Source organism: Burkholderia sp. KL41, from assembly GCF_057005415.2.
The window spans coordinates 1,072,567-1,099,130 of record NZ_CM174447.1 but is presented as its reverse complement, the minus strand read 5'-3'; the positions used below and the strand labels follow the sequence as shown (position 1 = coordinate 1,099,130).

General features: G+C 69.2%; 29 protein-coding genes. 14 read left to right on the top strand and 15 right to left on the bottom strand.

The window, feature by feature from the left end; all coding sequences use genetic code 11:
- Nucleotides 1–48: 48 nt before the first annotated feature.
- Nucleotides 49–1,032, bottom strand: coding sequence for an NAD-dependent epimerase/dehydratase family protein (locus tag PQB87_RS22500; protein WP_060066450.1), 984 nt, complete (start codon nt 1,030–1,032; stop codon nt 49–51).
- 98 nt (nt 1,033–1,130) lie between these two features.
- Between PQB87_RS22500 and PQB87_RS22495 the strand changes: the two genes are divergently transcribed.
- Entirely contained in the window at nt 1,131–2,033 is a 903-nt protein-coding gene (locus PQB87_RS22495) for a LysR family transcriptional regulator (RefSeq protein WP_059683961.1), read from the top strand.
- Nucleotides 2,034–2,112: 79 nt separating this feature from the next.
- On the opposite strand, the gene PQB87_RS22490 is transcribed toward PQB87_RS22495, so the two are convergent.
- Both PQB87_RS22490 and PQB87_RS22485 read right to left on the bottom strand, forming a co-directional pair.
- Nucleotides 2,113–2,433 carry a DUF7660 family protein gene (locus tag PQB87_RS22490; RefSeq protein WP_060066453.1) on the bottom strand — a complete coding sequence of 107 codons (321 nt, stop codon included), beginning with the start codon at nt 2,431–2,433 and terminating at the stop codon, nt 2,113–2,115.
- Between the two features lie 55 nt (nt 2,434–2,488).
- Nucleotides 2,489–3,361 carry a LysR family transcriptional regulator gene (locus PQB87_RS22485; protein ID WP_059485416.1) on the bottom strand — a complete coding sequence of 291 codons (873 nt, stop codon included), beginning with the start codon at nt 3,359–3,361 and terminating at the stop codon, nt 2,489–2,491.
- A 170-nt stretch (nt 3,362–3,531) separates the two neighbouring features.
- Between PQB87_RS22485 and PQB87_RS22480 the strand changes: the two genes are divergently transcribed.
- Nucleotides 3,532–4,992, top strand: coding sequence for an MFS transporter (locus PQB87_RS22480; protein WP_059698695.1), 1,461 nt, complete (start codon nt 3,532–3,534; stop codon nt 4,990–4,992).
- A gap of 78 nt (nt 4,993–5,070) precedes the next feature.
- Here the strand turns inward: PQB87_RS22480 and PQB87_RS22475 are convergent, their stop codons facing one another.
- Entirely contained in the window at nt 5,071–5,262 is a 192-nt protein-coding gene (locus tag PQB87_RS22475; protein ID WP_081064653.1) for an oxidoreductase-like domain-containing protein, read from the bottom strand.
- An 82-nt stretch (nt 5,263–5,344) separates the two neighbouring features.
- Nucleotides 5,345–5,782, bottom strand: a complete 438-nt coding sequence (locus PQB87_RS22470) for a hypothetical protein (RefSeq protein WP_261318291.1) — start codon at nt 5,780–5,782, stop codon at nt 5,345–5,347.
- A 160-nt stretch (nt 5,783–5,942) separates the two neighbouring features.
- Between PQB87_RS22470 and PQB87_RS22465 the strand changes: the two genes are divergently transcribed.
- The gene (locus tag PQB87_RS22465) at nt 5,943–6,365 is read left to right on the top strand and encodes a RidA family protein (RefSeq protein WP_226145318.1); all 423 of its coding nucleotides are present in this window, start codon (nt 5,943–5,945) and stop codon (nt 6,363–6,365) included.
- Nucleotides 6,366–6,437: 72 nt separating this feature from the next.
- Here the strand turns inward: PQB87_RS22465 and creD are convergent, their stop codons facing one another.
- From creD to PQB87_RS22440, 5 genes are all read right to left on the bottom strand, one after another.
- Nucleotides 6,438–7,847 carry a cell envelope integrity protein CreD gene (gene creD / locus PQB87_RS22460; RefSeq protein ID WP_489243852.1) on the bottom strand — a complete coding sequence of 470 codons (1,410 nt, stop codon included), beginning with the start codon at nt 7,845–7,847 and terminating at the stop codon, nt 6,438–6,440.
- Nucleotides 7,848–7,950: 103 nt separating this feature from the next.
- Nucleotides 7,951–9,402: a two-component system sensor histidine kinase CreC gene (gene creC, locus PQB87_RS22455; protein WP_059683954.1), complete on the bottom strand. Its 1,452-nt coding sequence runs from the start codon at nt 9,400–9,402 to the stop codon at nt 7,951–7,953.
- 15 nt (nt 9,403–9,417) lie between these two features.
- A complete protein-coding gene (creB, locus tag PQB87_RS22450) occupies nt 9,418–10,128 on the bottom strand; it encodes a two-component system response regulator CreB (protein WP_027789482.1) in 711 nt (236 codons plus the stop codon).
- 85 nt (nt 10,129–10,213) lie between these two features.
- The gene (locus tag PQB87_RS22445) at nt 10,214–10,927 is read right to left on the bottom strand and encodes an SDR family NAD(P)-dependent oxidoreductase (protein ID WP_301863803.1); all 714 of its coding nucleotides are present in this window, start codon (nt 10,925–10,927) and stop codon (nt 10,214–10,216) included.
- Nucleotides 10,928–11,032: 105 nt separating this feature from the next.
- Entirely contained in the window at nt 11,033–11,941 is a 909-nt protein-coding gene (locus PQB87_RS22440) for a sterol desaturase family protein (RefSeq protein WP_048026789.1), read from the bottom strand.
- Nucleotides 11,942–12,727: 786 nt separating this feature from the next.
- On the opposite strand from PQB87_RS22440, the gene PQB87_RS22435 reads away from it, so the two are divergent.
- The 7 genes from PQB87_RS22435 (at nt 12,728) to PQB87_RS22405 (ending at nt 19,076) form a co-directional block, all read left to right on the top strand.
- On the top strand, nt 12,728–13,807 hold the full coding sequence (locus PQB87_RS22435) for a hypothetical protein (RefSeq protein ID WP_489243849.1): 1,080 nt from the start codon (nt 12,728–12,730) through the stop codon (nt 13,805–13,807).
- 89 nt (nt 13,808–13,896) lie between these two features.
- Nucleotides 13,897–14,202, top strand: a complete 306-nt coding sequence (locus tag PQB87_RS22430) for an EF-hand domain-containing protein (RefSeq protein WP_081064652.1) — start codon at nt 13,897–13,899, stop codon at nt 14,200–14,202.
- 43 nt (nt 14,203–14,245) lie between these two features.
- A complete protein-coding gene (locus PQB87_RS22425; protein ID WP_048026791.1) occupies nt 14,246–14,959 on the top strand; it encodes a response regulator in 714 nt (237 codons plus the stop codon).
- A complete protein-coding gene (locus PQB87_RS22420; protein WP_489243846.1) occupies nt 14,959–16,305 on the top strand; it encodes an ATP-binding protein in 1,347 nt (448 codons plus the stop codon). Before PQB87_RS22425 ends, PQB87_RS22420 begins: the two co-directional genes overlap by 1 nt.
- A gap of 348 nt (nt 16,306–16,653) precedes the next feature.
- A complete protein-coding gene (locus tag PQB87_RS22415) occupies nt 16,654–17,421 on the top strand; it encodes a DUF4410 domain-containing protein (RefSeq protein ID WP_153489218.1) in 768 nt (255 codons plus the stop codon).
- Nucleotides 17,422–17,593: 172 nt separating this feature from the next.
- The gene (locus PQB87_RS22410) at nt 17,594–18,316 is read left to right on the top strand and encodes a dihydrodipicolinate reductase (RefSeq protein ID WP_174415205.1); all 723 of its coding nucleotides are present in this window, start codon (nt 17,594–17,596) and stop codon (nt 18,314–18,316) included.
- Between the two features lie 277 nt (nt 18,317–18,593).
- The gene (locus PQB87_RS22405; protein WP_021158171.1) at nt 18,594–19,076 is read left to right on the top strand and encodes a cupin domain-containing protein; all 483 of its coding nucleotides are present in this window, start codon (nt 18,594–18,596) and stop codon (nt 19,074–19,076) included.
- Between the two features lie 103 nt (nt 19,077–19,179).
- Here the strand turns inward: PQB87_RS22405 and PQB87_RS22400 are convergent, their stop codons facing one another.
- Both PQB87_RS22400 and PQB87_RS22395 read right to left on the bottom strand, forming a co-directional pair.
- On the bottom strand, nt 19,180–19,989 hold the full coding sequence (locus PQB87_RS22400) for an SDR family oxidoreductase (RefSeq protein ID WP_489243843.1): 810 nt from the start codon (nt 19,987–19,989) through the stop codon (nt 19,180–19,182).
- A complete protein-coding gene (locus PQB87_RS22395) occupies nt 19,986–20,819 on the bottom strand; it encodes a molybdenum cofactor biosynthesis F family protein (protein WP_048026766.1) in 834 nt (277 codons plus the stop codon). The genes PQB87_RS22400 and PQB87_RS22395 overlap by 4 nt, the downstream gene beginning before the upstream one ends.
- A 170-nt stretch (nt 20,820–20,989) precedes the next feature.
- Between PQB87_RS22395 and PQB87_RS22390 the strand changes: the two genes are divergently transcribed.
- The 3 genes from PQB87_RS22390 (at nt 20,990) to PQB87_RS22380 (ending at nt 23,993) form a co-directional block, all read left to right on the top strand.
- Nucleotides 20,990–21,784 carry an AraC family transcriptional regulator gene (locus tag PQB87_RS22390; RefSeq protein WP_489243841.1) on the top strand — a complete coding sequence of 265 codons (795 nt, stop codon included), beginning with the start codon at nt 20,990–20,992 and terminating at the stop codon, nt 21,782–21,784.
- Between the two features lie 523 nt (nt 21,785–22,307).
- The gene (locus tag PQB87_RS22385; RefSeq protein ID WP_489243839.1) at nt 22,308–23,261 is read left to right on the top strand and encodes a DMT family transporter; all 954 of its coding nucleotides are present in this window, start codon (nt 22,308–22,310) and stop codon (nt 23,259–23,261) included.
- Nucleotides 23,262–23,444: 183 nt separating this feature from the next.
- Entirely contained in the window at nt 23,445–23,993 is a 549-nt protein-coding gene (locus tag PQB87_RS22380; protein WP_174415215.1) for a permease, read from the top strand.
- 95 nt (nt 23,994–24,088) lie between these two features.
- Here PQB87_RS22380 and PQB87_RS22375 read toward each other — a convergent pair whose 3' ends face one another.
- A complete protein-coding gene (locus PQB87_RS22375) occupies nt 24,089–24,223 on the bottom strand; it encodes an entericidin A/B family lipoprotein (protein ID WP_021158165.1) in 135 nt (44 codons plus the stop codon).
- Between the two features lie 233 nt (nt 24,224–24,456).
- On the opposite strand from PQB87_RS22375, the gene PQB87_RS22370 reads away from it, so the two are divergent.
- Nucleotides 24,457–25,752: an aspartate carbamoyltransferase gene (locus PQB87_RS22370; RefSeq protein WP_027789492.1), complete on the top strand. Its 1,296-nt coding sequence runs from the start codon at nt 24,457–24,459 to the stop codon at nt 25,750–25,752.
- Between the two features lie 135 nt (nt 25,753–25,887).
- Here the strand turns inward: PQB87_RS22370 and PQB87_RS22365 are convergent, their stop codons facing one another.
- Together PQB87_RS22365 and PQB87_RS22360 are read right to left on the bottom strand one after the other, a co-directional pair.
- Entirely contained in the window at nt 25,888–26,307 is a 420-nt protein-coding gene (locus PQB87_RS22365; protein ID WP_021158162.1) for a type II toxin-antitoxin system VapC family toxin, read from the bottom strand.
- Complete coding sequence (locus PQB87_RS22360; RefSeq protein ID WP_021158161.1) at nt 26,304–26,543, bottom strand: FitA-like ribbon-helix-helix domain-containing protein; 240 nt, start codon at nt 26,541–26,543, stop codon at nt 26,304–26,306. The genes PQB87_RS22365 and PQB87_RS22360 overlap by 4 nt, the downstream gene beginning before the upstream one ends.
- Between the last annotated feature and the right edge of the window lie 21 nt (nt 26,544–26,564).

Genomic DNA, 26,564 nt, shown 5'->3' with positions numbered 1-26,564 from the left:
GAGCGCGGATCATAGCAGAACGCGATTGCGTTCGCGCCCCCCCGTTGCTCACTTGAGACACCCGAGCCCCGCCAGCGTCGCCTCGATCGCGGTATCGAGCGGCGTGACGGGCTCGCGGCCGAGCAGCGCGGTCACCCGCGTGTTGTCCAGCCGGATCGGCTCGCGCCACAGGTAGCGCATTTCGAGCAATTCGCGCAGCGTCGTGACGAACGGCGCCGCGACCCACACGAACCACCACGGGAACTTGCGCATCGTCGGACGCAGCCCGTGCCGCTGCGCGACGCGGCGCACGGCCTCCGCCATCTGCGTGCCGTCCGCGTCCCAGTGCCCGCCGAGGTGAAAGCGCGCGAACGGTTCGAGCGTGTCGCGCCGCTCGATCAGCTCGACCATCGTGCGCGCGGCATCCGGCACATACGACCACTGATGCCCGACGCCGTCGCGCCCCGGCACGCTGATGGCCGCAACCGGCTGCCCGGCCTTGACGAGCCCCGCCGCAAACCAGCTGTTGCCGGTGAGCTTCGGCCCGAAGAAATCGCCTGCGCGCACGATGATCGTGCGAACGCCCTGAGCGGCCGCATCCTGCAGCCGGCGCTCCAGTTCGACGCGGATCGCACCCTTGCGCGTCGACGGATGCTGCGGCGCATCTTCGTGCAGCACCGGAAACGCGTCGGCGCCGTAGTTGTACACCGTGCCCGGCAGCACCACGGTGGCCTGCTCCGCCCGCGCCGCCGCGATCGTGTTGTCGATCATCGGCAGCACCTGCCCGGCCCAGTTCCGGTAGCCGGGCGGATTCACCGCGTGCACGATCACGCTGCACCCGCGCGCGGCCCGGACGACCGCGTCGCGGTCCATCGCGTCGCCGCGCATCCATGTGATGCCGTCGCGCTCCACGGCCTCGGCGTCGAGCCCGCGCTTCAGCGCGCGCACCTGCCAGCCCGCATCGCGCAGCTGCCGCGCGACTTCCCCGCCAATCCCGCCGCTTGCACCGAGCACGAGCGCCTGCCGTTGCGTCCCGCCTGCGTGGTTCGTCATTGCCGCTCTCCTTGAATGAACCGTCATGACACGCATTCTGGCGCGCCGGAGGCTATCAAGGAATTGCCGAACCCAATGGATCAGCTATACATTTATGCATGACCACCGATCTGAACTGGGAACGCTACCGCACCTTCCTGGCCGTGCTGACGGAAGGCTCGCTGTCCGGCGCGGCGCGGGCGCTCGGCATCACGCAGCCGACGGCCGGCCGCCACGTCGCGGCACTCGAGGCCGCGTTCGGCCAGACGCTGTTCACGCGCTCGCCGTCCGGCCTGCTGCCGACCGAGGCGGCGCTCGCGCTGCGCGGCCATGCGGAGGCGCTGCGCAGTGCGGCCGCCGCGTTCGAGCGGGCGGCCGCGAGCCACGGCGCCGGCGTGCGCGGCATCGTGCGGATCTCGGCCAGCGACGTGATCGCCGTCGAAGTGCTCCCGCCGGTTCTCGCGCAATTGCGGCGCAACCATCCGGGGCTCGTCATCGAGCTGGTGCCGACCGACCGCATCCAGGACGTGCTCAAGCGCGAGGCCGACATCGCGGTCCGGATGGCGCCGCCCGCGCAGGAGGCGCTCGTGGCGCGACGCATCGGCGAAATCGATGTCGCGCTGTATGCGCGCGACGACTACCTGGCGCGCAACGGGGCGCCCGCGACGATCGACGAACTCGCGCATCACGCGCTGATCGGCTTCGACACGGTCACGCCGTTCATCCGCTCGGCGGGCCGCGGCATGCCGATGTGGAAGCGCGACGCGTTCTCGCTGCGCACCGACAGCAACCTGGCGCAGCTCGCGATGATCCGCGCCGGCTACGGAATCGGCTTCTGCCAGACCGGGCTCGCGAAACGGGACGCGCGGCTCGTGCGCGTGCTGCCGGACGGGCCCGCGATGCAGCTGGAAACCTGGGTCGTGATGCACGAGGACCTGCGCACGAGCCCGCGCTGCCGTGCGGTGTTCGATGCGCTGGCCGACGGGCTGCGTGCGTATGTGAACGGCGAACCGGTCGAATAGGCGAATAGGCGAATAGGCGATTGAACGGTTGGGCGATTCGCAGCGGCGAACGTGCAGCGAACGAATCGCCCGAGCGGCGCTATTCGTAGCTTTTCCCGGCGAACAGGATGTCCGCCATGCGCCGCCACGGATTGTCGGGCAAGTCGTAGTAGCGCAGCCCTTCCTCCGATGCCTCGGCCCAGTCGACCATCGCGTCCAGGTACGCGCCGATCGAGTGGTTTTCCCAGCCGAGCGCGGCGCGCGCATACGGCGACGGCGGCAGGTCGGCCTCGAGCTGCCGCTCCTTGTTCCAGTCGTGGCCGAGCACGCGCAGGAAGTGGATCAGCGAGCGTTCGTCGACCACGCGCTCCAGCGCATCCTGCAGCTTCGCGGCCATCTGGCGTTGCAGTTCGTCGTTCATTTTTTCTCCTGGCGCGCCTCTCAGTTACGCGCCGCCGCGCATCGCGCGGCCGGTTCTACATCAGCAATTGCCGCGACAGCACCTCGCGCGCCTGCGTGACGGTTTCGCGTTCGCCCGGCATCGGCGGCGTCAGCGAAAACACCGCATCGGGCAGCGGCGGCAGACGGTATTTCGCGCCGAGCCGCATCATGCCCTCGCCGATCGCCGACGCGCACAGACAGCCCACACCGAGCCCCGCCGCCAGCATCGACTGCAGCCCCGCGACCCCCGACGCGCTGTGCACGAGCCGGTACGGCATATGCCGCTCGTCGAGCGCGCGCACCGCGACCTGATGCATCATGCAGTCGTCCGGCAGCAGCACGAGCGGCAACGGCTCGGGCAGTTGCTCGGCCAGCGCGGGCGACGCGACCCACGACAGCGGCTCGCGCCGCAGCACCCAGCGCGTATCGGCCGACGCCGGCCGGAACGGCCCGCTCGACAGGTTCATCACCACGCCGAGATCGACCTGCCCCCGCGCATGCGCCGCCTCGATATCCGCGCTCTTCATCGCGCTGACGTGCAGGCTCAGTTGCGGGTAGCACTCCCGCAGCCGGGCCAGCAGGCCCGCGACTTCGTTCGTCCGGTAGTAATCGGTGATCGCGACGCGCAGCTCGCCCTTGATCGCCTGCCCGCGCACTTCGTCGAACGCGGCCTCGTTCAGCGCGACGATGCGCCGCGCGTGCTGCAGCAGCCGCGAGCCGGCCGGGGTCGGCTCGACGCCGCGCTTGCTGCGCACGAACAGCGGCACGCCGGCGCGCGATTCGAGCTTGCGCACCTGCTCGCTGACCGTCGACTGCGACAGGTGCAGCAGCGGCGCGGCGGCCGTCAGGCTGCCGGCATCCGCGACCGCCGCGAAAGTACGCAACTGATCCAGGTCGAAACCGCGCATCGCCCTTCTCCATCCATCGAATAACCCGATGGATGCTACCACCAATTCCCGCTTTTCCGATTCATTGACACCACCCAGAATGGGGGTCAATCGCCCGCCCCCGGCCGAACCGGCGCCCCCGGCGCCGCGTCCGGCGTGGATGCGGCCCTCGTTTCTTCGGACTGGTTTCCATGACCCACGACACCCTTGCCCCCTGCGGCCCGGCCGGCACGGCCGCCGCGGCGACACCGCGCAGCCACCACGGCTGGGCGCTGGTGGTCCTGCTGGTTGGCGCGATTTTGCCGCCGCTCGACTACTTCATTGTGAATCTGGCGCTACCGGCCATCCGCGACGGCATCGGCGCACGCCCGGCCGAGCTGCAGCTCGTCGTGTCGGCATACGCGTGCGCGAACGCCGTCGTGCAGATCACCGGCGGCCGGCTCGGCGACCTGTACGGCCGCAAGCGCATGTTCATGATCGGGATGGCCGGCTTCGTCGTCGCGTCGACGCTGTGCGGGCTCGCCGGCAGCGGCGCGGTGCTGGTCGGCGGCCGCGTGCTGCAGGGCCTGTTCGCCGCGATCCTCGCGCCGCAGGTGCTCGCGACGATCCGCAGCGTGTTCAGCCCGCAGGAGCAGGTGCGCGTGATGGGCTTCTACGGTTTCGTGTTCGGCCTCGCGGCCGTGATCGGCCAGCTCGGCGGCGGTGCGCTGATCAGCCTGCATCCGTTCGGGCTCGGCTGGCGCGCGATCTTCCTCGTCAATCTGCCGATCGGCATCCTGGCGCTGATCGGCAGCTGGCGCTTCATCCCGGAAAGCCGGCCGCCGCGCGGCCAGCGCATCGACGTGCCCGGCATGGCACTGCTGTCGCTGTTCCTGCTGATGCTCGTCTACCCGCTCACGCACGGGCGCGAGGCTGGCTGGCCGCTCTGGATGGTCGCGTGCCTCGTCGGCGCGCTGCCGATGCTCGGCGCGCTGCTGGCGGTCGAGGCGCGCCGTCTCGCGGGCGGCCACGATCCGCTGCTCGACGTGCGCCTGTTCCGGAACCCGGTCGTCGCACTCGGGCTCGTGCTGGCGTTCCTGTTCTATACGCTGAGCGCGTTCTTCCTGAGCTACGGGATCTATCTACAGGGCTGCCTGAACTGGTCGCCGCTCGCATCGGGGCTCGCGATCCTGCCGCTCGGGCTCGGCTTCCTGTCGAGCCCGCTGCTGATGCCGCGACTCGTCGGCCGGTTCGGCGGCTATCGCGTGCTCACGCTCGGTTTCGCGATGCTCGCGGCCGGCGTCGCGACGGCCGCCGCGCTCGCCGGTGCGGCCGCGCCGGGCCCCGGCTTCTACGTGGGGATCGCGGCGATCGGTGTCGGCCAGGGCCTCGTGCTGCCGTCGGTCGTGCGGATCGTGCTCGCGGAAGTCGATACCGCGCGCGCGGGCGTGGCGTCCGGCATGGTCACCGCGATGCTGCAGATCGGCGCGGCCGTCGGCGCGGCGACGCTCGGCGGCGTGTTCTTCGCCCGGCTCGGCACGCATCCGGCCGCGCTCGATTATGTGCAGGGCTTCAGAACGTCGATGTTCGCGCTGACGGCCGTGCTGCTCGCGTGCATCGCGCTGTCGGCCATGCTCGGGCCGCTGCATCGGCGGCTGCATGCGGGCGCGTGACGCGGAGCCGGTGCGCACTGCCGGCGCGGCTCGAGACGCGCGGCAAATGCGCACCGCTTGCCGGCATCGGGCGTGTCGTCATGGCTTGGGCTGCGCGTGCCGCGCTTCCCACTCCGCCAGTTCGACGCGATAGCGCGCCAGTGCTTCGTCGTACAGGTCGAAAACGCACGGCGAACAACCGCTGTTGCAGCAGTCTTCCAGTTCGGGTTGTACGGGCGGGGTCGGACGCGGATCGTCGATGGACGGATCGGTGGGGGCAGGCGTGGGCACGGCGAAAATCGAATGGCGGAAAAGCTTGAGTATAAGTGGATGCCGCCCGGCCTGTCGGCGGTGACACCCGGCACGCGCCGCGTCACATCCCGAGGATCGTCACCTGGTCGTGGCGAAGCCGAACTTCGCGTGTCCACGCGTCGACTTCCGCGATCACGCCGGCCAGCGCGGCGCAGCTTGCGTCGAGACGCGCGACGAAAGCCTGCCGCGATCCGCTGAAAATGAAACCGAGCCGGTCGAGCGCGTCGGTGCGCTGCGCGGCGTTGCCGAGCCTCCTGCCCGTGTCGGCCAGTTCGGCGACGATCACAAGCCAGTCGGCCATGCCGACGGCGTTGAACGTGTAATGGTCGTAGTCGGGGATCTGCCGCGCGATTGCCGCCTCGAGCAGCCCGAACACTTCCTCGTCGAAGAACAGCGACCCGGCATTCCAGCAGGTGCGCGCATACGGCCCGCCCATGAGTTCGACGTACGCGGTGCCGTCGAGCGCCGCACGATCCTTAATGACGCGGATATCGTCCATGTGTGTCGTCGTGATCGCGGAACAACGCCCCATGCGTCGCCGCGCGTTCATCCATAATGGCGCGATTGTCGACGAAGCGAGCGGTGCTGTCGACGGCGCGCCCTCGTTGCGCGGCCGCTCGCCGCAAGCCGTGCAGCCGCCGCCCCACAGGAGCCGCGTGATGGCCGAAGCAGTGAATCCGCCGGAAGTCTGGGCGCCGTTCGGCGCGTTCTCGATGGCCGTGATCCAGGGCGACGGCCGGATCGTGCATCTGAAGGGGCAAGTGGCGCTCGACCGCGACGGCCGGGTGGTCGGCCACGGCGACATGCGCACGCAGGTGCGGCAGACGCTCGACAACATCCGCGCCGTGCTCGCCGCGATGGGCGGGCAGATGCAGGACGTGATCTCGCTCGTCCACTACGCGACCGACATCGATGCCTTCATGCAGGCCGGCGACATCCGCAACACGTATTTCGCCGCGCCCTATCCGGTGACGACGACCGTCCAGGTCGAACGTCTCTACCATCCCGACCTGCTGATCGAGATCACCGCCGTCGCCGAAATTCCGCTCGCGCGTTTTCGCCGGCCCGCACCGCGCGCGTGAAGCGCGGCTGTCCCGCGCCGGATGACGCGCCGGCCGTCGCGTTGCCGACCGGCGCGCTCGCCACCCGCGTGCCTACTTCGCCTGCGCGCCCGGCTTCACGGCGCCCACGCCCGCGGCCGCCTTGTCGGCCAACGGTTGCCACGCGGCGCCGAGCGAATACCAGTCGACGCGGCGCGTGAGCGTCATGATGCCGGCGAGGATCGCGAACAGCAGCAGCGAACCGAGCATCAGCGCGTTGTCTTCCGACAGCAGCAGCCCGTAGAGCGCCGCGTACAGCACCGCGAGCAGCGCCGAGAACACCGCGCCGCGCTTCACGCTGTGCAGCACGAACGACAGGTAGAAGCCGAGCAGCCCGATGCATGCGCCGCTCGCCGCGAGATACGCATACGCGAACGCGATGTGTTCGGAGAGGCTCAGCAGCAGCAGGAAGAACAACGCGAGCGACAGGCCGACCAGCGTGTACTGGATCGGGTGAATGCGCAGCCGCTTCACGAGCTCGTACATGAAGAAGCTCGCGAACGTGAGCATCACGAACAGCGCGCCGTACTTCGTTGCGCGTTCGGCCTGCAGATAGACGTTCACGGGTTCGATCATCGACACCGACGCCGTTTCGATCGCGCCTTCCCCGTTGCCGGTGGCGATCTGCTCGCGCGCCTTCGTGTTGAACGAGGTCACGCGCCAGTTGCCGGTGAAGCCGCGCGCATCGACCGTGCGGTTGTTCGGCAGGAACGCGCCGTCGAAACTCGGATGCGGCCACGTCGACTTCAGCGAGAAATCGTTCTGGTCGCCCACCGGCGCGAACGCGACGGACTCCGCGCCCCGCAGCGGCAGGTCGATGCTGAACGGCACGACCGCGCCAGCTCCCGCTCCCGCGCCTGCTTCGGCCAGCGCCGCGAGGTCGACGTTCGCGTGCACACCCTGGCGCAGGCTGTCCAGCCGCGTGCCCTGCTCCACGTCGAAACGCGCGCCGCCGATACGCACGTCGGGTTGCGCGGTCAGCCCGCGAATGTCGCCGATGCCGATCGCGACATAGGCGTTGTCGACCTTGAAGCTCACGTGGCCGTCCGCCTGCGGCAGCTTCTTCAGGTCCGGCAACGCCAGCGTGCCGGTCAACCGGCTCGTCAGTTCGTACACGAGCGCCTTGTGGATGCCGCGATAGCGGACGCTGGTCGTCAGCGTGCCGTCGACGTTCAGCGTCTTCGGAAACACGAGCAGGCGCTTCGTCTCGCTTCTCAGGCTCGTCTTCGTCGCGCCGCCGGCGGGCGTCTCGTCGCGCACGCGCGTGACTTCCGTGTAAGGCACGACAAGCATGGGCCCCGACACCGTCTGCGGCCCCGCATAGCTCGACCAGATGCTCTGCAGCGCGTCCATGCGATACGCGGAGCGTTCGTGCACGATGCTTTGCACCATCTGCAGCGGGATCAGGATCAGCAGCGCAAGCAACGCGGTGATCGCGAATTTGAACAACAGGACTCGATTCATGGCCGACAGGTACCGGAGTAAAAGGTACCGCCAGCATGCGCCGGCCCGGTGAAGGGCGATTGAAGCCGGTGTGAAGCGAATGTGGGGCGAACGTGAAGCGCGATCAGGCCGCCGACGGCAGCGTGAGCGTCGCGCACGCGCCGCCTTCGTCCCGGTTCGCGAGCGCGACCTGGCCGCGGTGCAGCATCGCGACTTCGCGGACGAAACACAGCCCGAGGCCCGTGCTGCGATCCTGCCCGTCGGGGCGCGGCAGCGAATAGAAGCGCTCGAACACGCGCGCCAGTGCGTAGTCGGGCACGCCGGGACCGTCATCGGCGACGCGCACGATCGCGACGTGCGCCCTGCCCGCCGGCTGCCGTTCGAGCGCGATGCGGATCGTGCTGCCCCGCGGCGCGAAATCCAGCGCGTTGTCGAGCAGGTTGCCGAGCGCCTGGCGCAGCAGGAACGGATCGCCTTCGACGACCGCCGGGTCGGCCGCGTCGTGCGCGTCGATCGCCAGGTTCACGCCGCGCTGCCGTGCGCGCGGCTCGATATCGTCGACGAGCTGTTCGAGCACCGGCCGCAGCGCGACCGGTTCGCGCACCGACAGCCGCTGCTTCTGTTCGACTTCGGCGAGCGCGAGCAGCTTGCGGATCATCTGTTCGAGGCGGCCGGCCTGGCGACGGATGTTCTCGGTGAAGCGCCGGCGGTTCGCAACCGGCATGTCTTCCTGCAGCAGTTCGGCTGCACCGCTGATCGCCGCCAGCGGGCTTTTCATCTCGTGCGTGAGCGTGTGGATGTAGGTCTCGACGTACTGCCGGTCCTCCAGCCGCTGATGCATGCTTTCCACCGCGCGCCCGAGCTCGGCCAGCTCGCTCGCGCCCTGCAGCGGCATCTCGGCCCGCTCGCCCGCCGCAATCGCGCGCGCATAGCGCTGCAGGCGACGCAGCCCGACCACCAGCCACCAGGTGCACGCGACGCCGATCAGGATCGCGCCGCCCATCAGCAGCGCGCCGTACAGCATGATCTTGCGCTGGCTGCGCGCGATGAACGGCGCGACCGTCTGGTTCGGCTTCGCGATCGTCAGCACGCCGATGATCTCGTTGCCGCGCCGGATCGGTGCCGCCACGTGCATCACGGTGCTGCTGTCGTCGTTCGGATCGCTGCGCGTGCTGCGCGCGCCGTATTCGCCGCGCAGCGTCCGGTACACGTCGTTCCAGCGCGAATAGTCCTGCCCGAGCGCGCGGCCGGTCGAGTCGTAGCGCACGATGCCGTGCGCGTCGGTGATGTAGAGGCGGTAGCCGATCACGTTCTTCTGCACGCCCCACACGTTCGCGCTGACCGGGCGTTCGTGAAGTTGTGCGAGCTGCCGCGCGAAAGCGCCGTCGGCGATATGGCCGCTGGCCATGTCGTCGGCGGCCAGCGTCGCGAGCACTTGCGCGGTATCGACGAGGGTGTCCTCCATCGCCTCGCGCACACCGGGCTTCACCTCCTGCACGAACACGCGCAGCGTGATCAGCGCGGCCAGCCCGACGATCAGGAAAAAGCCGAAGAAGATGCGCAGGCCGATATGCATGGGCGGTGCCGGTCGTTACGGTTGCAGCGAATAACCCATCCCGCGATGGGTGCGGATCGGGTCGCGCTCGGGGTCGATCGCGCGCAGCTTGGCGCGCAGCGTCTTGATGTGCGTGTCGACGGTGCGGTCGGCCGAATCGAAGGCCTCGTGCCACACGAGATCCATCAGCTGCTCGCGCGAATAGATGCGCCCGGGATGCCGGACCAGCAGCGCCAGCAGCCCGAATTCGTAGCGCGTGAGATCCAGTGCGTGGCCGAGCCACGACACGCGCGCGCCATCGGTATCGACCGTGAAGCCCGGTGCGGTCGTCGCGGCGGGTGCCGGCGCGGGCGCGGGTATCGATTCGGGGGCGGCCGCCCGGTGGAAACGCCGCAGGATCACGCGCACCCGGGCCGCCAGCTCGCGTGGCGAAAACGGCTTGACCACGTAATCGTCGGCACCGATCTCGAGCCCGACGATCCGGTCGATTTCGTCGTGCCGCGCCGTGAGGAAGATCACCGGCACGTCGGAGAACGTGCGCAGCCGCCGGCATACCTCGAAGCCGCTGAGGTCCGGCAGGCCGACGTCGAGCACGACGAGGTCGAAGCGCGCATCGCGCAGGCGGTCGAGCGCCGCCTGCCCGAGGGTGCAGTGGACGGTCTGCATGCCGTCGGTGCCGAGGGCGTAGACGATCGTGTCCGCGATCGCCACTTCATCTTCGACGATCAGGATATGGGGCTGATGCATGGTCTCGGGCTGGGCTCGCGTGTGTCCGGTGCGCCATTGTACGCACGGCCGGCCGCCGCGCGAGCGCGAGCCCGTGCCCGCCGGACTACGCGACGCGGCCGGTCACCGGAATCGACGCGCCGGTGATCGCCTGCGCATCGGCCGACAGCAGGAACCCGATCGTCGCCGCGATCTGTTCCGGCCGCACCCAGCGCGTGAAATCCGCGTCCGGCATGTCCGCGCGGTTCGGCGGCGTATCGATGATGCTCGGCAGGATCGCGTTCACCGTCACGCCACGGTCGAGCAGTTCGGCCGCCAGCGCCTCGGTGAGCCGCGCGACGCCGGCCTTCGCGGCCGCATAGGCGCCCATTCCCGCGCCGGCCTTGAACGCCGCGCCCGCGCCGATGTTGACGATACGTCCGGCCGGGCTCGCCAGCAGGTGCGGCAGCGCGGCCTTCGATGCGTTCAGCGCGGTCTTCACGTTCAGTTCGTACATGCGGTCCCACGTGGCGGCGTCGCCGTCGGCGATCGTCTGCCACACGAATGCGCCCGCGATGTTCAGCAGCGCGTCGACCCGGCCGAATTCGCGCTGCACGGTATCGAGCGCCCGCGCGGCGGCCTGCGGATCGACCAGATCGATGCCGCCGATGCGCAGCGCGTCGGCCGGCACGCCGGGCAGTGCCTCTGCCGCCGGGGCCGCGCCGCGGCCGATCAGCGCGACGCGTACGCCGCGCGCGCCGAGCCACGCGGCCGTCGCGACGCCCAGATGGCCGAATCCGCCGGTGATCGCGACTGCCTTGCCTTTGAAATCGTGTTCCATCGATGTTTTCTCCTGGATCGAGGGTTGCCTGATGATGCGTATTGCATGGGTCATGCCGGCCGCGGCACGCATGCGCGGCCGGCAATTCGACACAGCGTAGCGCGTTCACGCATCCGTGCGCACGGCGACGAGGCTGCGGCGGCGCAGTTCCTCCGTCGTTTCGCCCTGGTTGTCCGGGCGCCAGCCCGGCGGCAGCAGTACGAAGCGGATCGCCGTCCACGCGTCGCGGGCCGTCGCGACGTCGCGGGCGAGGCTCGCCCAGTGTTCGAGTTCGACGACGAACGGATTGCGCGAACGGGTCGGCGTGACGAGGCCGAAACGGCACGGCTCGTCGGCGCGCTCGGCGACATAGGTGCCGAACAGCCGGTCGAACACGATCAGCACGCCGCCGTAGTTCGCATCGAGGTAGTCGAGGTTCGACGCATGGTGCACGCGGTGCGCGGACGGCGTATTGAACACGTATTCGAGCCAGCCGAGCTTCGGCATCCACGTGTTGTGCAGCCAGAACTGGTACATCAGGTTGAACGACAGGATCGCGAGCACGGCTTCCGGACGCACGCCGAGCCATACAAGCGGCGTGAAGAACATCGCGGCGCCGGCGATCTTGCCGGTCCAGCCGAGGCGAAATGCGGACGACAGCGTCAACTGGTTCGGCGAGTGATGCACCGCATGGGTCGACCAGAAGAAGCGCACGCGGTGTGACGCGCGGTGATACCAGTAGTAGCAGAACTCCTGGCCGACAAACACGAGCAGCGCGAGCGCGACGCTGTGGAGCGGGATCGTGAAGAGCCGGTGCGCCCACGCGAAATCGAACACCGGCGTGGCGAGCGACAGCGGCACCAGCGCGAGCAGCTTGCGGCCCGCGAGGTCGGCGAGCGACAGCCATACCTCGTTCCAGTCGAACGGTTCGGGCCCGCGGGCGCGGCGCCAGGTGAGCACCGCCGCCTCGACGAGCGAGACGGCGACGATGAAGAGCGTGACGTAGTACGCGAGCTTTCCGGTGGTCGTGAGCATGATGGGTCGTTCCTTCGGTTGAGTCTGACGCGTCATGGGCGGCACGGGCCGCCATCGCGTCGGATGGAACGCACTGTAGTGGGCGCGGAACGGAAAGACCACGCGGGAAATATGTCGCCGTATGTCGCGGTACGTCGCGGTCGGCGGCATTCAGGTGATGCGCGGCGGTCACATGCGCTTGTCGGCTGGAGCCTGGCCGGTTCGCGGTGGCGCGTGGGCATCTCCGGCGGGAAATGTGTCGCCGCATGTCGTGACGAAGGCGGCCGACAGTGTGCAAGACATGACAATGACATGGGCCGATGGACAAGCCTGCGCGACAGGCGAGCACAGTCGTGACCGGCCGGAGGCCAATTCTTCGGACGGTATGCGACGGCGGACGATTCCCTTCATGTTTCGGAGAAGCCGGTTCCGGTCGCATGTGGCGTACCGCATGCGTTCAACTGCATGCGTTCAATTCGCGCGACGTGGCTCGACACGGCGCACGCTTGGATCGGCCCGCAAATATGTCGCCGCATGTCGCCGCGACACGGTTTCGCGCCGCGCACGCCACGTTCCGCCCCGCGCCGCCGCCCTCCGCCTTCACGCGATCGCACTGCCGGCAGCCTTGCCCGGCGCGGCATGCCCGCGATCGGCGCGGCCGGCGCACGCATTCGTCGTACCTCGAAACAGCACGACACGTGTAACACCGCGACATCTTTTATGACGCGACGGGCGCGTGTCGTCGCCCTAAAGTTCGTTCCGTCGCCACGCCACCGCGTGCACCGAAACGAACCGCAAGGACACCCGATGAAAACCCGCTTCCTCGTCACCGCCGCCGCACTCGCCCTCGCCTGCGCGCCGGCCTTCGCCGGCTGGTCCGGCCACGGCACCGCGTACACCCCGCGCGGCACCTACAACGGCGCGCACGCCGGTTCGTGCGGCGGCGGCAGCTGCTCGCATGCGGGCGGCGTGATCGGCCCCGGCGGCGGGATCGCGACCAATACCGGCACCGTCACGCGCACCGCGCCCGGCCAGTTCTCGAACAGCGGCACGGCCGTCGGCCCGAACGGGCGCTCGGTGGAACACAGCGGCGACACGAGCTGCGCGGACGGCACCTGTTCGCATACCGGTTCGCTCACGGGCTCGGACGGCCACAGCGCCACGACATCGGGCAGCGTGACGCGCAACGGCCCGGGCCAGTATGCGTCGAGCGGCACGATCACGGGATCGAACGGCAATACGGCCAGCCATACGGCGTCGACGAATTGCGCAGGCTCGACCTGCTCGCGCTCGGGCACCGCGACGGGCACCGACGGCGCAAGCGTCACGCACTCCGGCAGCGCGACGCGCGTGGCGCCGGGCGTCGTGACGACGTCGGGGGGCTCGACGGTCGTACACGGCGGCACCGTCTCGACCGGCGGCACGACGGTGATCCACGGCAGCACGGCGGCAGGCGGTGCGGTCGTCGTGGCCGGCGGGACGGTGCCGGTTCCTGTCGCGGTGCCGGTGCCCGTGCCCGTCGCACCGCCTCCGCCCGCTGCGGTGGTCGTGACGCCCCCGCCGCCCGCTGCCACGGTCGCTGTCGCGGTACCGGCACCTGCCGCCGTCGTGGTCACGCCCCCGCCGCCCGCGCCGGCCGCCGTCGTCGTCACGCCCCCGCCGAAGGTCGTGCATGTTGCGCCGCCGAAGGCCGTCGTGGTCGCACCCGCGCCGCGCGTCGTCTACGTCGCGCCGCCGCCGCCGAAGGTCCTGTACCTCGCACCGCCGCTGCCGCGTGCCGTGTACGTCGCCCCGCGCGCCGTGTATGTCGCCCACCCGCCGCGCGCCGTCGTCTGGGTGCCCGGCCACTGGGCCGGCCGCGTGTGGGTGCCCGCGCACTGGGCATGACCCGGCCCCGCTCCGGTCTGTTTCGTTTTCCATCCGTTTCATCAACCACCCGGCCGGCGCAGACCGTCGGCCACGCAAGGAGAAACCCCATGAAGTCCATCAAGAAGATGATTGCCGTCGTCGTTTTGTGTATCGTCTCAGCAGCAGCGTCGGCCCAGCAGGTGCCGCCCGGCGCGGCGAACGGCGGTGCACGCGTCGAACATGCGCTGATGCAGTTGCAGGCCCGCTTCGCCAGCGCGAACACGACGCACGACGGCAGGCTCACCCGCGAGCAGGCCGCCGCCGGCATGCCGATGGTCGCGCAGCATTTCGACGAAATCGATACGCAGCACAACGGCTACGTCACGCTTGAGCAGTTGGCCGGTTTCATGCGCCAGCGCATGGCGGCCCGTTGAACCCGCACGACGATCCGGCCGCGCACGCACCGGGAGGCAAGCGATGGAACAGTCCTGCAGGATCGTCGTGCTCGACGACGAAGCCGAGCTGCGCAACATGCTGCAGCGCTTCCTGACCGGCCACGGCTTCCAGGTCCGCGCGGTCGCCGACGGCAAGCGGCTCGACCGCCTGCTGCAGCGCGAGCCGTACGACCTGCTGGTGCTCGACCTGATGATGGAGCCCGAGGACGGCCTGAGCGTGTGCCGGCGCCTGCGCGCCGAAGGCCAGACGCTGCCGATCCTGATGCTCACCGCAAAAGGCGATGCCGCGGACAAGGTCGTCGGCCTCGAGACGGGCGCCGACGATTACCTGGCGAAGCCGTTTCTCCCCGACGAACTCGTCGCCCGCGTCCGCGCGCTGCTGCGGCGGCAGAAGATGGCGGCCGGCGAGCCGACGGTCACGTCGCAGCGCCTGCGTTTCGGCGCGTTCACGTTCGACGTCGGCCAGCAGACGCTGATGCGCGACGGCACGCCCGTCGAGATCCATTCGGCGCAGATGCTGCTGTTGCACGCGCTCGGCTCGTCGCCGAATCGCGCGGTGAGCCGCGAGAACCTGCTCGCCCGCGCGCGCGGCCGCGACCATGCCGCACTCGACCGCAGCGTCGACGTCCAGATCCTGCGGCTGCGCCAGATCGTCGAGGACGATCCCGCCAAGCCGCGCTTCATCAAGACCGTCTGGGGCATCGGCTACATGCTGGTGGCCGGCATCGAGCCGTGATGCGCATCCCGCTGCCGCGCTCGCTGCTTGCGCGCAACATCGCGCTGCTGGTGGCGCTCGTCGCGCTCTCGCTCGCCTGTTCGCTCACGGTGCTGCTGCACTACGTGCAGCGCCCGCGCATCGAGCGGGCCTCGATCGTCTTCGCCGACTACGTGCAGTTGCTCGACCGCACGCTCGCCAGCCTGCCGCCCGATGCCGGCCGCACGGCCGTCGCGCAGTTCGGCGGCCAGGCCGCGCTGCCGCCGGCCGCACCGCCGCAAGCGCCGAACCTGGCGGCCTTCTTCCGCACCTGGCAGCGCGACGTGTTCATGCAGGCACTGGAACGCCACCTGCCGCCGGACCTCCCGGCGCGCTGGCAATCCGGCGACGACGAGCGCCTGTGGATCCGGCTGCACGCGGCCGGCTCGCCTGTCTGGGTGCCGCTGCCGATGGCCGCCGACGCGCAGGCGAGCGGCATCGCGACGGCCCTCGTGCTGTCGATCGGGCTGGCGCTGCTCGCGGCGCTGACCGGCTACCTGATCCAGCTCCACCTGAACCGGCCGCTCGACGCGCTGGCGCGGGCGGCGCAGCGCGTCAGCGCGGGCGAGCGCCCGCCGCCGCTGCCCACCGACGGCCCGACCGAAATCGCCGACGTGAGCCGCGCATTCAACCAGATGGCCGACGCACTGCAGCAGGCGGAAGCGACCCGCTCACTGATGCTGGCCGGCGTGTCGCACGACATCCGCACGCCGCTCACCAAGCTGCGCCTGGCGATCGCGATGGCGCTGCCGCGCGGCACGCACGACGCGCTCACCGCATCGGCCGAGCACTATCTCGACCAGATCGACACGATCCTGCAGCAATTCATGGACTACGCGGGCAGCGGCGAACGCGAAACGCCGCAAACCGGCGACCTGAACGCGCTGATCGGCCAGCTCGTCGCGGATTTCGCGGGGCTCGGCCATGAATTCGAATTCGACGAAGGCGAGGTGCCCCTGTTCGCGTTTCGTCCAATCAGCCTGATGCGGCTGCTGATGAACCTGATGCAGAACGCGGTCGTCTATGGCCGCACGGGCCTCGGCGTGCGCACGTGGGCCGAAGGCGGGATCGCGTATGCGGTGGTCGGCGATCGCGGCAACGGCATTCGCGCGGCCGAACTCGAACGGCTCAAGGCACCGTTCAGCCGGGGCGCGAACGCACGCAGCCATGCGGGCGGCACGGGCCTGGGCCTCGCGATCGTCGAGCGGATCGCCCGCCTGCACGGCGGCTCGCTGACGTTCCGCGACCGCGACGGCGGCGGCCTGGAGGCCGTCGTCGCGCTGCCGCTCGATTCGTCCGGGCAGGCGCGGCGGGGGCTTTCGGGTTGAGTGGCCGCTCGCCGGTTCTTCGGTTCTTCGGTTCTTCGGTTCTTCTGTCCGCCTTACTGCCCTACTGCCCTACTGCCTTACCGCCTTGCCGCCTTGCCGCCTTACTCCCTTACTGCCTGACGATCCGACGATCCGGCGGCCCAGCGTGCCCGCGCGCGGCGGCACGTGACATGCGCCGACATAATTCCTGCGTGGCGCATCACGCCCGGCCTCCGCATACTTGCGCCTGCGTGTTGCGCAACGGCATGAAACCCCTCCCTCGCCAGCGATCACGCCCCGCTTCCGATCGTTCGCGTTCCTGAATGCCGCGACAGTATCGGCAACTTCATCCAGGCCTCGGAGATCGACATGCTCACTTCCCTTCACACACTTGCCACCCACGCCAAACGTCTGACGAGCGTCGCGCTGATCGCCGGCGCACTCGCGATGACCGGCTGCGCGTCGACCGCGACCACCGCCATGACCGCCGCGCCGGCGGCCCGCACGCAGCCGCAGGTTCGTGCGGACGTCGTCTACGTGTCCGCGTTCGACGTGGACACGAACGACGTCAAGGTCGACGGCGGCATGATCGGCAAGCTCACGACCCTCGCGAGCGGTTCGTCCGCCGACGTGCAACGCCAGCAGAGCGCGCTGACGACCCGCGAGCGGCTCGCCGACGCGCTCGTGCGCGAACTCCGGTCGCAAGGCATCCCCGCGCTGCGCGGCCCGGTGCCCGACGGCCGCGACGCGCTGGTGATCGAAGGCCGGTTCGAGTCGATCGACGCCGGCAACCGCCGCCGCCGCACCCTGATCGGGCTCGGGGCGGGCAAGAGCGAAGTGAAGGCATCGGTCACCGTGCTGTTCCGGCCGGCGCATGGCGCGCCGCAACCGCTCGGCACGTTCTCGTCCAGCGCGAACAGCGGCCACCTGCCCGGCATGGTGGAAACCGCCGGGGTCGGCGCGGCGGCCGGCCGCCTCGCGACATCGGCAGCGGTCGGCGCCGGCCTGCATGGCGTGTCGGAAGCGAAGCACGACACGGTGGCGTCCGATACGGATCGACTCGCGCGCTCGATCGCGAAGCAGCTCGCCACGCAGAATGCGGCGAACGCGTGGCTGCCGACTGTGTCGGCGAGCTGACGCACCGCTCGCCGCCTGCGCGGCCTGCGCGGCCCGGCGGGCGCGCACGCGGGCGGCCGGGCATAATGCGCGAGGCCGCTGCGGCGGCACGCGCCGCGACCGTGCCGGGCCGCCCGACGGCCGGCGCCATTTCCCGTCCTGAACGAATTTCGAACCTCAACCCGTCAATGCCATGCAAGTACTCGTCGTAGGAACCGGCAAGCTGGCCAGCGAACTGCTCGGCGCGCACCGGCTCGACCCCGCAACCTGTCGCGTGACGGCGTGGTCGGACAGCACGCACCACGATGCGCAGCGTAGCGACGCCCGACATGGCGATGCCCGGCATGCCGACGCCCGCTCGATCGTCGTGCATGCCGGTTCCGGCCGCGAACTCCCTGACGTCATCGCGTTCTGCGAGGCCACCGCGGCGCCGCTCGTCGAGCTGTCCACCGGCTCCGTGCTCGAAACCGGCTCGTACGCTTTCCCGATCGTGCTGTGTCCGAACACGAACATCCTGATGCTCAAGTTCATGAGCATGCTGGAAACCAGCGGCCACCTGTTTCACGACTGCCGGATCAGCCTGACGGAGTCGCACCAGGCCGGCAAGACGTCCGTCCCGGGCACGGCCGTCGGGATCGGCCAGTCGCTCGGCGTGCCGCCGGAAGACATCCGCTCCGTGCGCGACCCGGACGTGCAGCGAGGCGAATTCGCCGTCGCCGACGATCAGCTCGGCCGCCACGCGATTCACCGGATACGCATCGAAGACGGTGCGTGCAGCCTGCAGTTCGAATCGCGCGTGGTGGGCGATACGCCCTACGCGGATGGCGTATCGCGCATCGTCGATGCCGTCCGGCAGCACGATCTCGAGCACCGCCGCTATTCGATCGTCGAGTTCATCCGCAACGGCTGGCTGTAGTCGCGGCAGTACGCGGCGGGAGGCATACACGCGTCTCGCACGTCGTTTCCACAACGCAAACAGGTTCGTCGCAAAATGCCGTGGATGTCGCCGATCGCTTCGCCGGCGGCATCCGGGCCACACGTCCCGCCGCCCGCCAGCCTCGACGCGCAACCGTCGTTTCGTATCGGCCGGCAAGTTATCGGCCGAGGTTCATTCGCCGAGATGGGGCGCAAACCGCTGCCGACGCCGGCGCGCGAATCGCCACAGTCGACATCCCCCTAAAGGAGAGCACCCAATGACCCGCCCCGATTTCATCAAGCACTGGACCGAACTCGAAGAACCGGAAGCGCATTGCTATCGCGGCGACACCGAGCCGATGGCGCTGGACGCACCGCTTTCCGCCGAACTCGGCATCACCCGTATCGGCATTCATCACGTGAGGCTCCTGCCGGGTCGGCGGACGTCATATCCGCATGCCGAAAGCACCGAGCAGGAGTTCGTGTACGTGCTCGAGGGCAAGCCCGATGTCTGGATCGACGGCGTGCTGCACCCTGTTGCCGAAGGTGATTCCGTCGCATTTCCGGCGGGCACCGGCATCTGTCACACCTTCATCAACAACACGAAGGACGAGGTCAGGCTGATGGTGATCGGCGAACGCCCGCGCGACGACAACCGCATCCGCTACCCGAAGAACGAGGCGTACGAGCTTACCCGTGCGGACCGCTGGGTGGACTGGCCCGCCAGGCCGCTCGGGGATCATGACGGCATGCCGGACTGACGCTCGCGAAGATGCCCCCGACGGAACATGCCGAGCCTGCTGCGTGAACGCGCGGCAGGCCGCCGGAGCCGCCCCGTTCCGCGGCGCGTTACCCGGCCAGCCGTCACTCGCCACCCAGCACCGCCCCGCTCTCGGGCAACGTCGCACCGCCGTCGACGACGATCGTCTGCCCCGTGATGTACGCGGCATCGGCCGACGCGAGAAACAGCATCGCGTTCGCGATATCTTCCGGCTCGCCCATCCGCGCAAGCGGAATGTCGCGCGCGATCTGCGCGGCAACCGACGCATCGCCAAGATTGCCTGCCGCCGGCGTGCGGATCATTCCCGGTTCGACACCATTCACCGTCACGTTGTGGCGTGCGAGCTCGAGCGCCGCCGCGCGAATGAAGCCGTTCACGCCCGCCTTCGACGCCGCGTAATGCGCGAGCCCCGGATACACGACGCGCGGCCCCGTCACCGACGACGTGACGAGCAGCCGCCCCGCCCCCGCGCGCCCGAAGGCCGGCAACGCGGCCTGCGCGAGCCAGAACAGCGCCGACAGGTTGACCGACAGCGTCCGGTCGAGCGTCGGCTCGTCGATCTGCGTGAACGGCGTCAGCGGAAAATACGCGGCATTGTGGACGACGACATCGAGCCGGCCGCCATCGCGCTCGACTGCCGCGACCAACGCGCCCAGTTGGTCGCGGCTGGCCGCATCCACCCGATAGGCGCGCGCCTCGCCGCCCGTGCTCGCGAGCGCGTCGGCCTGCGCGGCGGCGGCCTCGCCGTTCAGGTCGGCGAGCGCGACGAACGCGTCGGATTCCGCGAAACGGCGCGCGATCGCCGCGCCGATCCCCTGCGCGGCGCCCGTGACGAGCACGACGCGCCCGCTGAAATCCGCCCGCAGGTGGCCGCTGCCCGGCACGGCATTCATCGCTGCGCCCCGCCGTCGAGCGGATGCACGGTGTCGTTCAGCACCTGCGCATGCGCGCCGATCGGGAAGTTCGACAGCGTGCCGAAATCGCCGCCCTGGTAGCCGAAGATCTTGCCGTCGGTCTTGCGCTGCGCGAGGTCGATCAGCACGACGCCGAGCGTCGGCACCACCTTTTCGCGCCACACGAACAGATACAGCTCCTCTGCAATCCTGAAGTAATGGCAGCGGTCGACATCGGCCAGCCCGCCTTCGACACCCTGCAGGCACTGCCACGCGTAGAAGTTCTCGTTCAGGTAGATGTGCTCGTAGCATTCGGTCGGGCTGTAGCGGTACATCGTCCGCTTGCCGATCAGCTCGCGCGTGGGCCCGTGCAGCGGCCCCGGCTGCGTATGGCCGCCGAGCGTGCCGTGCCGGAAACCGGCCTCGACGCCCGTCAGCGGCAGCCCGCGCGCAACCCGCGTGAATGCGTCGATACGCGTGTCTGATTCGGTCGGCAGCGTGCCGACAACCGACGTCCATACCCCGTTGTCGAGATCGATCACGAGACTGACCGACGTCGCGCGGGCTGACGAATCGATGTAGTCGACGAAGTACAGCCCGTTGCGCAACCGCGTCACGCGGCACGGCTCGCGGCCGCCCGTGTCGGTCGCCGCGTCGCGCCACTGCAGCGCGCCCGGCTCGAACATGTAGACCCGCCATGCCCCCGACGCGTCGCCGAGCGTCAGCGTATGCCCGGCGAGCGCATCGACGGATGCGAGGATGTTCGCTTCCGGCGCGAAGCCGTCCGCGAGCGCGCCAACCTGAATGAATACCGGATCCTGTTGTTCCACCTGCCGTCTCCCGCGCAGCTTCAGGCCCGGCGGGCCGTGTACGCTGCTCATGTGCACATGGTGCGGGCTGCGCGCGATGCGCGGTATCGGCCAAGAGGATGAAGGGCGCGCGCCGCCGGAACGCGCTAAAGTGCACGAAATCCGCGCCGCGACCGGCGCGAGGAGCGCACATGCACCGCGTCACCCACTACCGACGGACCGGCGAAGGCATCGAGGCAATCAGCCTCGAATCCGACCGCGCGTTTCCGCGCCACGCGCACGACGAATTCGGGGTCGGCGTGATCGTCAGCGGCGCGCACCGGTCGTGGAGCGGCCGCGGGCAGGTCGACGCCCTGGCCGGCGACGCGATCATGGTCAACCCGGGCGAGATGCACGACGGTTCGCCGATCGAGGCCGGCACGGGCCGGCGCTGGCGGATGCTGTATCTCGCGCCCGCGCTGGTCGCGGGCGTCGCGGAGGAAGAAGGCCTCGGCGGCATCGAGCTGGCGCATCCGGCGGTGCGCGACGCGCGGCTCACGGCCGCCGTCGGCCGGCTGCATGCGCACATCGTCGCGGGGGAATCCCGGCCGCTTGCCCGCGACGAGGCACTCGTGATGCTCGTCGCCGGGCTGCTCGCCCGGCACGCGAACCGCACGCTGCCGACGGCGGGCGTTGCACCGGCGATCCGCATCGCGCGGGAGCGGCTCGACGCGGCACCGGCCGCCCCCGTTTCGCTCGCCGAGCTGGCCGGCCTGAGCGGTGTCAGCCGCTTCCAGCTGCTGCGCGGGTTTGCCCGCGAACTCGGCATCACACCGCATGCCTACCTGATCCAGTCGCGTGCGCGGCTGGCACGCGCGCTGCTCGCCAGCGGCCTGCCGATCGCCGATGCCGCGGCCGAAGCCGGCTTTGCCGATCAGAGCCACCTGACGCGTGCATTCGCGCGCCAGTTCGGGATCACGCCTGGGAGGTTTACGCAGGTCGGTTGATGCCCTGCGTCCCCGCGCAACGCGATCGGTCGCAAGGCGATCGAAGGCGGGCCCCGACGTCGACGACGGCTGGCGCGGCTCGGGCTCGGGCTTGGGCTTGGGCTTGGGCTTGGGCTTGGGCTTGGGCTTGGGCTTGGGCTTGGGCTTGGGCTTGGGCTTGGGCTTGGGCTTGGGCTTGGGCTTGGGCTTGGGCTTGGGCTTGGGCTTGGGCTTGGGCTTGGGCTTGGGCTTGGGCTTGGGCTTGGGCTTGGGCTTGGGCTTGGGCTTGGGCTTGGGCTTGGGCTTGGGCTTGGGCTTGGGCTTGGGCTTGGGCTTGGGCTTGGGCTTGGGCTTGGGCTTGGGCTTCGGCTTCGGCTTCGGCTTCGGCTTCGGCTTCGGCTTCGGCTTCGGCTTCGGCTTCGGCTTCGGCAGCAGTCTGCACGAACGCACGCGCGCAACGCCCCACGCACGGCCCTCGACGCGCCCGCGCCCGTTGCAATTTCGTTCAAGACGCGCGATGCCGCCACACGCGACGATGCGGCGCATGAAGACACGACTGATCGGCTATCTCTATCTCGCCGCCGCGATGGCGGGCGTCGGCAGCACCGTCATCGCGAGCCGTCTCGCGGCAGGCGGCCTGCCGCCGTTCACGGCCACCGCGCTGCGCTTCCTGATCGCGACACCGCTGCTGTTCGCGTTGATGCGCGCGCAGCGAATGCGCTGGCCACGCATTTCCACCCGCGACGGCGTGCTGCTCGTCATCCAGGCTGCGGCGGGCGGCGTCGGTTACACGGTGCTGCTGATCAGCGGCACGAAGCTGTCGTCGCCGCTCGACGCAGGCGTGATGCTCGGCACACTGCCCGCGATGTCGACGCTGATCGCGGCCGTCGTGCTGCGCGAGCGGCAGACGCCGCGCGACTGGGCGGCCGCCGCGCTCGCCACGGCCGGCGTGCTGTTCGTCACGTTCGCCCCCGGCCACGCGCTGCCGTCGCTCCAGACGCTTGCCGGCGATGCACTGGTGCTGGCCGCCGTCGCATGCGAAGCCGTATTCATCCTGCTCAACCGGCGCCTTGCCGCGCCGCTGCCGCCGCTCGCGCTGTCCACCGCGATGTCGGGCCTCGGCTTCGTGCTCGCGCTCGTGCCGGCTGTATGCGAATGGCACGCGGTCGCAGACGGCTGGACTGTCGGCGCCGTGTCGGCAATCGCCTACTACGCGCTGGTGCCGACCGTGCTCGGCTACCTGTGCTGGTACGCGGGTTCGGCGCGCACCAGCGGAACCGAGGCCGCGCTGTTCACGGCGGTCGCGCCGGTCTCGGCCGTGCTGTTCGCGGTCGCGCTGTTCGGTGAAACGTTGAACGTCACGCGGGTCGCCGGCATCGCGCTCGTCGTCGCGGGCATGCTCGTCGGCGCGACGCGGCGGCGCGAGCGGCTCGTCGACACGCACGATGCCCGGCCAGCCAGCCCCGCGCCCACCCCCGCTCAAACCGCCGCCGACTGACTGCGGTCATCGCGGGATCGCGGCAACGGCGGCCACTTCCTCCCGTCACATCGCCGTGGCCCGCGCCCCGGCCACTGTAGGAATGTGTCCGCGTGCCGCAAATCGATTGCGCACCACCCCGCAAGATGCAATATTCGCGTGGCCGGCCCCTTTGACAACCATCGAACAACAATCCGACACGCAATGAACAGGAAGGAAGCCAAAACAAGAATCGCGGCGCTGCTCTCCGCGGGAACGAGGAAGGCCGACGCGCTTGCCGAACTGTCCGGACAGGGGCTCAAGGATCGCGTGCTCGCGCACCTGATCGCATCGCGCCCCGACCCCGAGCGCTGCCGCAAGAACAAGGTGCACGTCCGGATCCTGGTCGCGCTCGGTATCGCCCAACTGGCGATCAGCCTCGTGCTCGCGTATTACTTCTTCGCAAGCGGCGCCGGCACCGGCCTCGTGGCCGTGTTCCTGGCGTTGACCGTTCCGCTGTCGCTGCTGTTCATCTGGGGCTTCGCGACCCATCGCGTCGGCGCCTATCACGCGTTCATCCTGCTGTCGCTGCTGCAGTTGCCGAAGACCATCGCCGAGCTCGGACGCGATCCGTCGACCGCGCTGCCGAGTCTCGTGATCACCGCGTTGCTGGTGGGCTACGTCTGGTACGTGCGTAACCGGATGTTCCCCGACTACGGCTGGTTCACGCCGCGCAAGATCGAAGGCCGCTACGCGTTCGTCGAACACGCGTGACGCCGCCGGCGTCGGCGCCGGTCGAAAAAAAAGCGCCGGGCCGCCCCGCAATCGCGGGACGGCCCGGCGCTTTCTGCATTCCGAAACCGGCCGGCTTACTTGGCCTTTTCAGCCGTATCGCTGATCGCCTGGCCACCCTTCGAAATATCCTGGCCCACGCCGGCGACCGTGTTGCAACCGGCGAGCGCGGCGGTCACTACCAGCAGCATTGCAGCAATCGTACGCGTCATTCTCATTCTCCTTCGAATCAACAAGCCCGACGGGCGAATCGTATGCGGCCCCGTGCCCGGCAAGACGCCGGGCACGGGGCCTGACCTGATTATACGGAGACGGCCGCGACGCGCCACTACGAACCCGCCGCATGTCACACGGGCCACACAGCCGGTTCGCGCAGATTTTCCTTGACTTCAACGCGCCAGGAACTAATATACGCACCGCGTATATTTTCCGCCAGGAGCCGCCGATGACCGTTCCCCAGCAAGCCTTCCTCCGCGACGCGATGCGCCGCCTCAACATGACCCGCGAAGCGTTCGCCAACCGCATCGGCGTCAGCCGGCGCGCGCTGGACACCTGGCTGTTGCCCGACGATTCGCAGGAATCGCGCGGGATGCCCGAGATCGTCGAGCGCTTCGTGTCGGAAATCGTCGAGCGCTCGGCACCGGAAGGCGGCAGCTATACGCAAAGCGTAGATAATCAAGGGCTCGCCAAGCAGTTCTTTTTCGAAGGCAAGCCGCAACTGCTGTCGGTCGACCAGTTCTCGCGGGAATCGGTCGAGGCGCTGTTTCGCGTCGCCGACGTGATGCAGCCGATTGCACGCCGCCACAAGATTTCGCGCGTCCTGGAAGGCGCCGTGCTCGGCAACCTGTTCTTCGAAGCCAGCACGCGTACGCGCGTGTCGTTCGGCGCCGCCTTCTGCCGGCTCGGCGGCTCGGTGTGCGACACGACGGGCTTCACGTTCTCGTCGATGGCCAAGGGTGAATCGATCTACGACACGAGCCGCGTGATGGCCGGCTACGTCGATGCGCTCGTGATCCGCCACCCGGAGAAAGGCTCGGTGGCCGAGTTCGCGCGCGCGACCAACCTGCCCGTGATCAACGGCGGCGACGGCCCCGGCGAGCACCCGAGCCAGGCGCTGCTCGATCTCTATACGATCCAGCGCGAGTTCTCGCGGCTCGGCAAGATCGTCGACGGCGCGCACATCGCGCTGGTCGGCGACCTCAAGTACGGGCGCACCGTGCACTCGCTCGTCAAGCTGCTCGCGCTGTACCGCGGGCTGAAGTTCACGCTCGTGTCGCCGCCGACGCTCGAGATGCCGGCCTACATCGTCGACCAGATCGCGACGAACGGCCACGTGATCGAGCAGACCACCGACCTCGCGGCCGGGCTGCGCGGCGCGGACGTCGTCTACGCGACGCGGATCCAGAAGGAGCGCTTCACCGACGAGTCGTTCGAAGGCTACACGCCGGATTTCCAGATCAACCAGGCGCTCGTCGACACGGTGTGCAAGCCCGACACGCTGATCATGCACCCGCTGCCGCGCGACAGCCGGCCCGGCGCGAACGACCTGTCGGTCGACCTGAACCGCGACCCGCGCCTCGCGATCTTCCGTCAGACCGACAACGGCATTCCGGTGCGGATGGCGATCTTCGCGGTGCTGCTCGGCGTCGAGAACCTCGTCCAGCATTCGATGCGCGACGCGACGTGGCGCCCGCCGGCATACCTCGGGCCGGAGGACGCGGTGTTTCACGGCGTCGATTGAATCGCATCCAGGGTCTCGCGCCCGCCTGCCGTCGTTTCAGGTTGGCGGCGCGCCCGCCTGAAGCAGAACGCGCCGCATCGCACGGCGCGTTTTTCAATTGCGGGGCAGCCTGCGGGGCCGGCAGCCGTGGGCTCGCTAGCGCGCCCACGGGTCGATTACGCGAATCCCCATTGCCTCGAACGGCGTGACGTCGCGCGTGGCGACGATCAGGCCGTTCGCTTCGGCCGTGCCGGCGATAAAACCATCGGATGGTGCAATTGCGACACCTGCGGCACGAGCGCGTGCGCGAAGGCTCGCATACGCTTTGCTCGCAGCATCGTCGAATGGCAGGATTCGTCCGCGAAACAATGGCAGCACGCGCTGCTCGATGCTCTGATGCAGCCACTCTCGCCGGCGTCCTTCCGGCAATACAGCCACGCCCAATCGTATTTCCGCGAGACTGATCGCAGCCAGAAACAAGGTTTCGACATTCTGGGCATCGAGCCACTCGATCACGGCCGCGTTCGGCTCGCGTCGTAGCGGTTCGGAAATGACATTCGTATCAACAAGGATCATTCGAAGCTCATCGGATCGGCAGGCGTCTTGTCGCGCTGGGCGTCGAAATCGAATCCGCCGGCCTCCTGCCCGATTGCCGCCAGCATCGTTCCCAGCTTGAGCCGCCCGCCCGGAAGAACGGCCTGTTCGAGAATGTCGCGCACCTCGGCTTCGGTACTGCGCCCATGTTGGGCCGCGCGAATGCGAAGTGCTCGATGCACTTCATCGGACAGATTTCGGACGGTGATCACCGGCATGGTGCGCCTCATCAAGATTGC

Coding starts and splice junctions, on each gene's coding strand:
- PQB87_RS22500 (WP_060066450.1), bottom strand. CDS start 1,032: ATGACGAACCACGCAGGCGGGACGCAACGGCAGGCGCTCGTGCTCGGT.
- PQB87_RS22495 (WP_059683961.1), top strand. CDS start 1,131: ATGACCACCGATCTGAACTGGGAACGCTACCGCACCTTCCTGGCCGTG.
- PQB87_RS22490 (WP_060066453.1), bottom strand. CDS start 2,433: ATGAACGACGAACTGCAACGCCAGATGGCCGCGAAGCTGCAGGATGCG.
- PQB87_RS22485 (WP_059485416.1), bottom strand. CDS start 3,361: ATGCGCGGTTTCGACCTGGATCAGTTGCGTACTTTCGCGGCGGTCGCG.
- PQB87_RS22480 (WP_059698695.1), top strand. CDS start 3,532: ATGACCCACGACACCCTTGCCCCCTGCGGCCCGGCCGGCACGGCCGCC.
- PQB87_RS22470 (WP_261318291.1), bottom strand. CDS start 5,782: ATGGACGATATCCGCGTCATTAAGGATCGTGCGGCGCTCGACGGCACC.
- PQB87_RS22465 (WP_226145318.1), top strand. CDS start 5,943: ATGGCCGAAGCAGTGAATCCGCCGGAAGTCTGGGCGCCGTTCGGCGCG.
- creD (WP_489243852.1), bottom strand. CDS start 7,847: ATGAATCGAGTCCTGTTGTTCAAATTCGCGATCACCGCGTTGCTTGCG.
- creC (WP_059683954.1), bottom strand. CDS start 9,402: ATGCATATCGGCCTGCGCATCTTCTTCGGCTTTTTCCTGATCGTCGGG.
- creB (WP_027789482.1), bottom strand. CDS start 10,128: ATGCATCAGCCCCATATCCTGATCGTCGAAGATGAAGTGGCGATCGCG.
- PQB87_RS22445 (WP_301863803.1), bottom strand. CDS start 10,927: ATGGAACACGATTTCAAAGGCAAGGCAGTCGCGATCACCGGCGGATTC.
- PQB87_RS22440 (WP_048026789.1), bottom strand. CDS start 11,941: ATGCTCACGACCACCGGAAAGCTCGCGTACTACGTCACGCTCTTCATC.
- PQB87_RS22435 (WP_489243849.1), top strand. CDS start 12,728: ATGAAAACCCGCTTCCTCGTCACCGCCGCCGCACTCGCCCTCGCCTGC.
- PQB87_RS22430 (WP_081064652.1), top strand. CDS start 13,897: ATGAAGTCCATCAAGAAGATGATTGCCGTCGTCGTTTTGTGTATCGTC.
- PQB87_RS22425 (WP_048026791.1), top strand. CDS start 14,246: ATGGAACAGTCCTGCAGGATCGTCGTGCTCGACGACGAAGCCGAGCTG.
- PQB87_RS22420 (WP_489243846.1), top strand. CDS start 14,959: ATGCGCATCCCGCTGCCGCGCTCGCTGCTTGCGCGCAACATCGCGCTG.
- PQB87_RS22415 (WP_153489218.1), top strand. CDS start 16,654: ATGCTCACTTCCCTTCACACACTTGCCACCCACGCCAAACGTCTGACG.
- PQB87_RS22410 (WP_174415205.1), top strand. CDS start 17,594: ATGCAAGTACTCGTCGTAGGAACCGGCAAGCTGGCCAGCGAACTGCTC.
- PQB87_RS22405 (WP_021158171.1), top strand. CDS start 18,594: ATGACCCGCCCCGATTTCATCAAGCACTGGACCGAACTCGAAGAACCG.
- PQB87_RS22400 (WP_489243843.1), bottom strand. CDS start 19,989: ATGAATGCCGTGCCGGGCAGCGGCCACCTGCGGGCGGATTTCAGCGGG.
- PQB87_RS22390 (WP_489243841.1), top strand. CDS start 20,990: ATGCACCGCGTCACCCACTACCGACGGACCGGCGAAGGCATCGAGGCA.
- PQB87_RS22385 (WP_489243839.1), top strand. CDS start 22,308: ATGAAGACACGACTGATCGGCTATCTCTATCTCGCCGCCGCGATGGCG.
- PQB87_RS22380 (WP_174415215.1), top strand. CDS start 23,445: ATGAACAGGAAGGAAGCCAAAACAAGAATCGCGGCGCTGCTCTCCGCG.
- PQB87_RS22375 (WP_021158165.1), bottom strand. CDS start 24,223: ATGACGCGTACGATTGCTGCAATGCTGCTGGTAGTGACCGCCGCGCTC.
- PQB87_RS22370 (WP_027789492.1), top strand. CDS start 24,457: ATGACCGTTCCCCAGCAAGCCTTCCTCCGCGACGCGATGCGCCGCCTC.
- PQB87_RS22365 (WP_021158162.1), bottom strand. CDS start 26,307: ATGATCCTTGTTGATACGAATGTCATTTCCGAACCGCTACGACGCGAG.
- PQB87_RS22360 (WP_021158161.1), bottom strand. CDS start 26,543: ATGCCGGTGATCACCGTCCGAAATCTGTCCGATGAAGTGCATCGAGCA.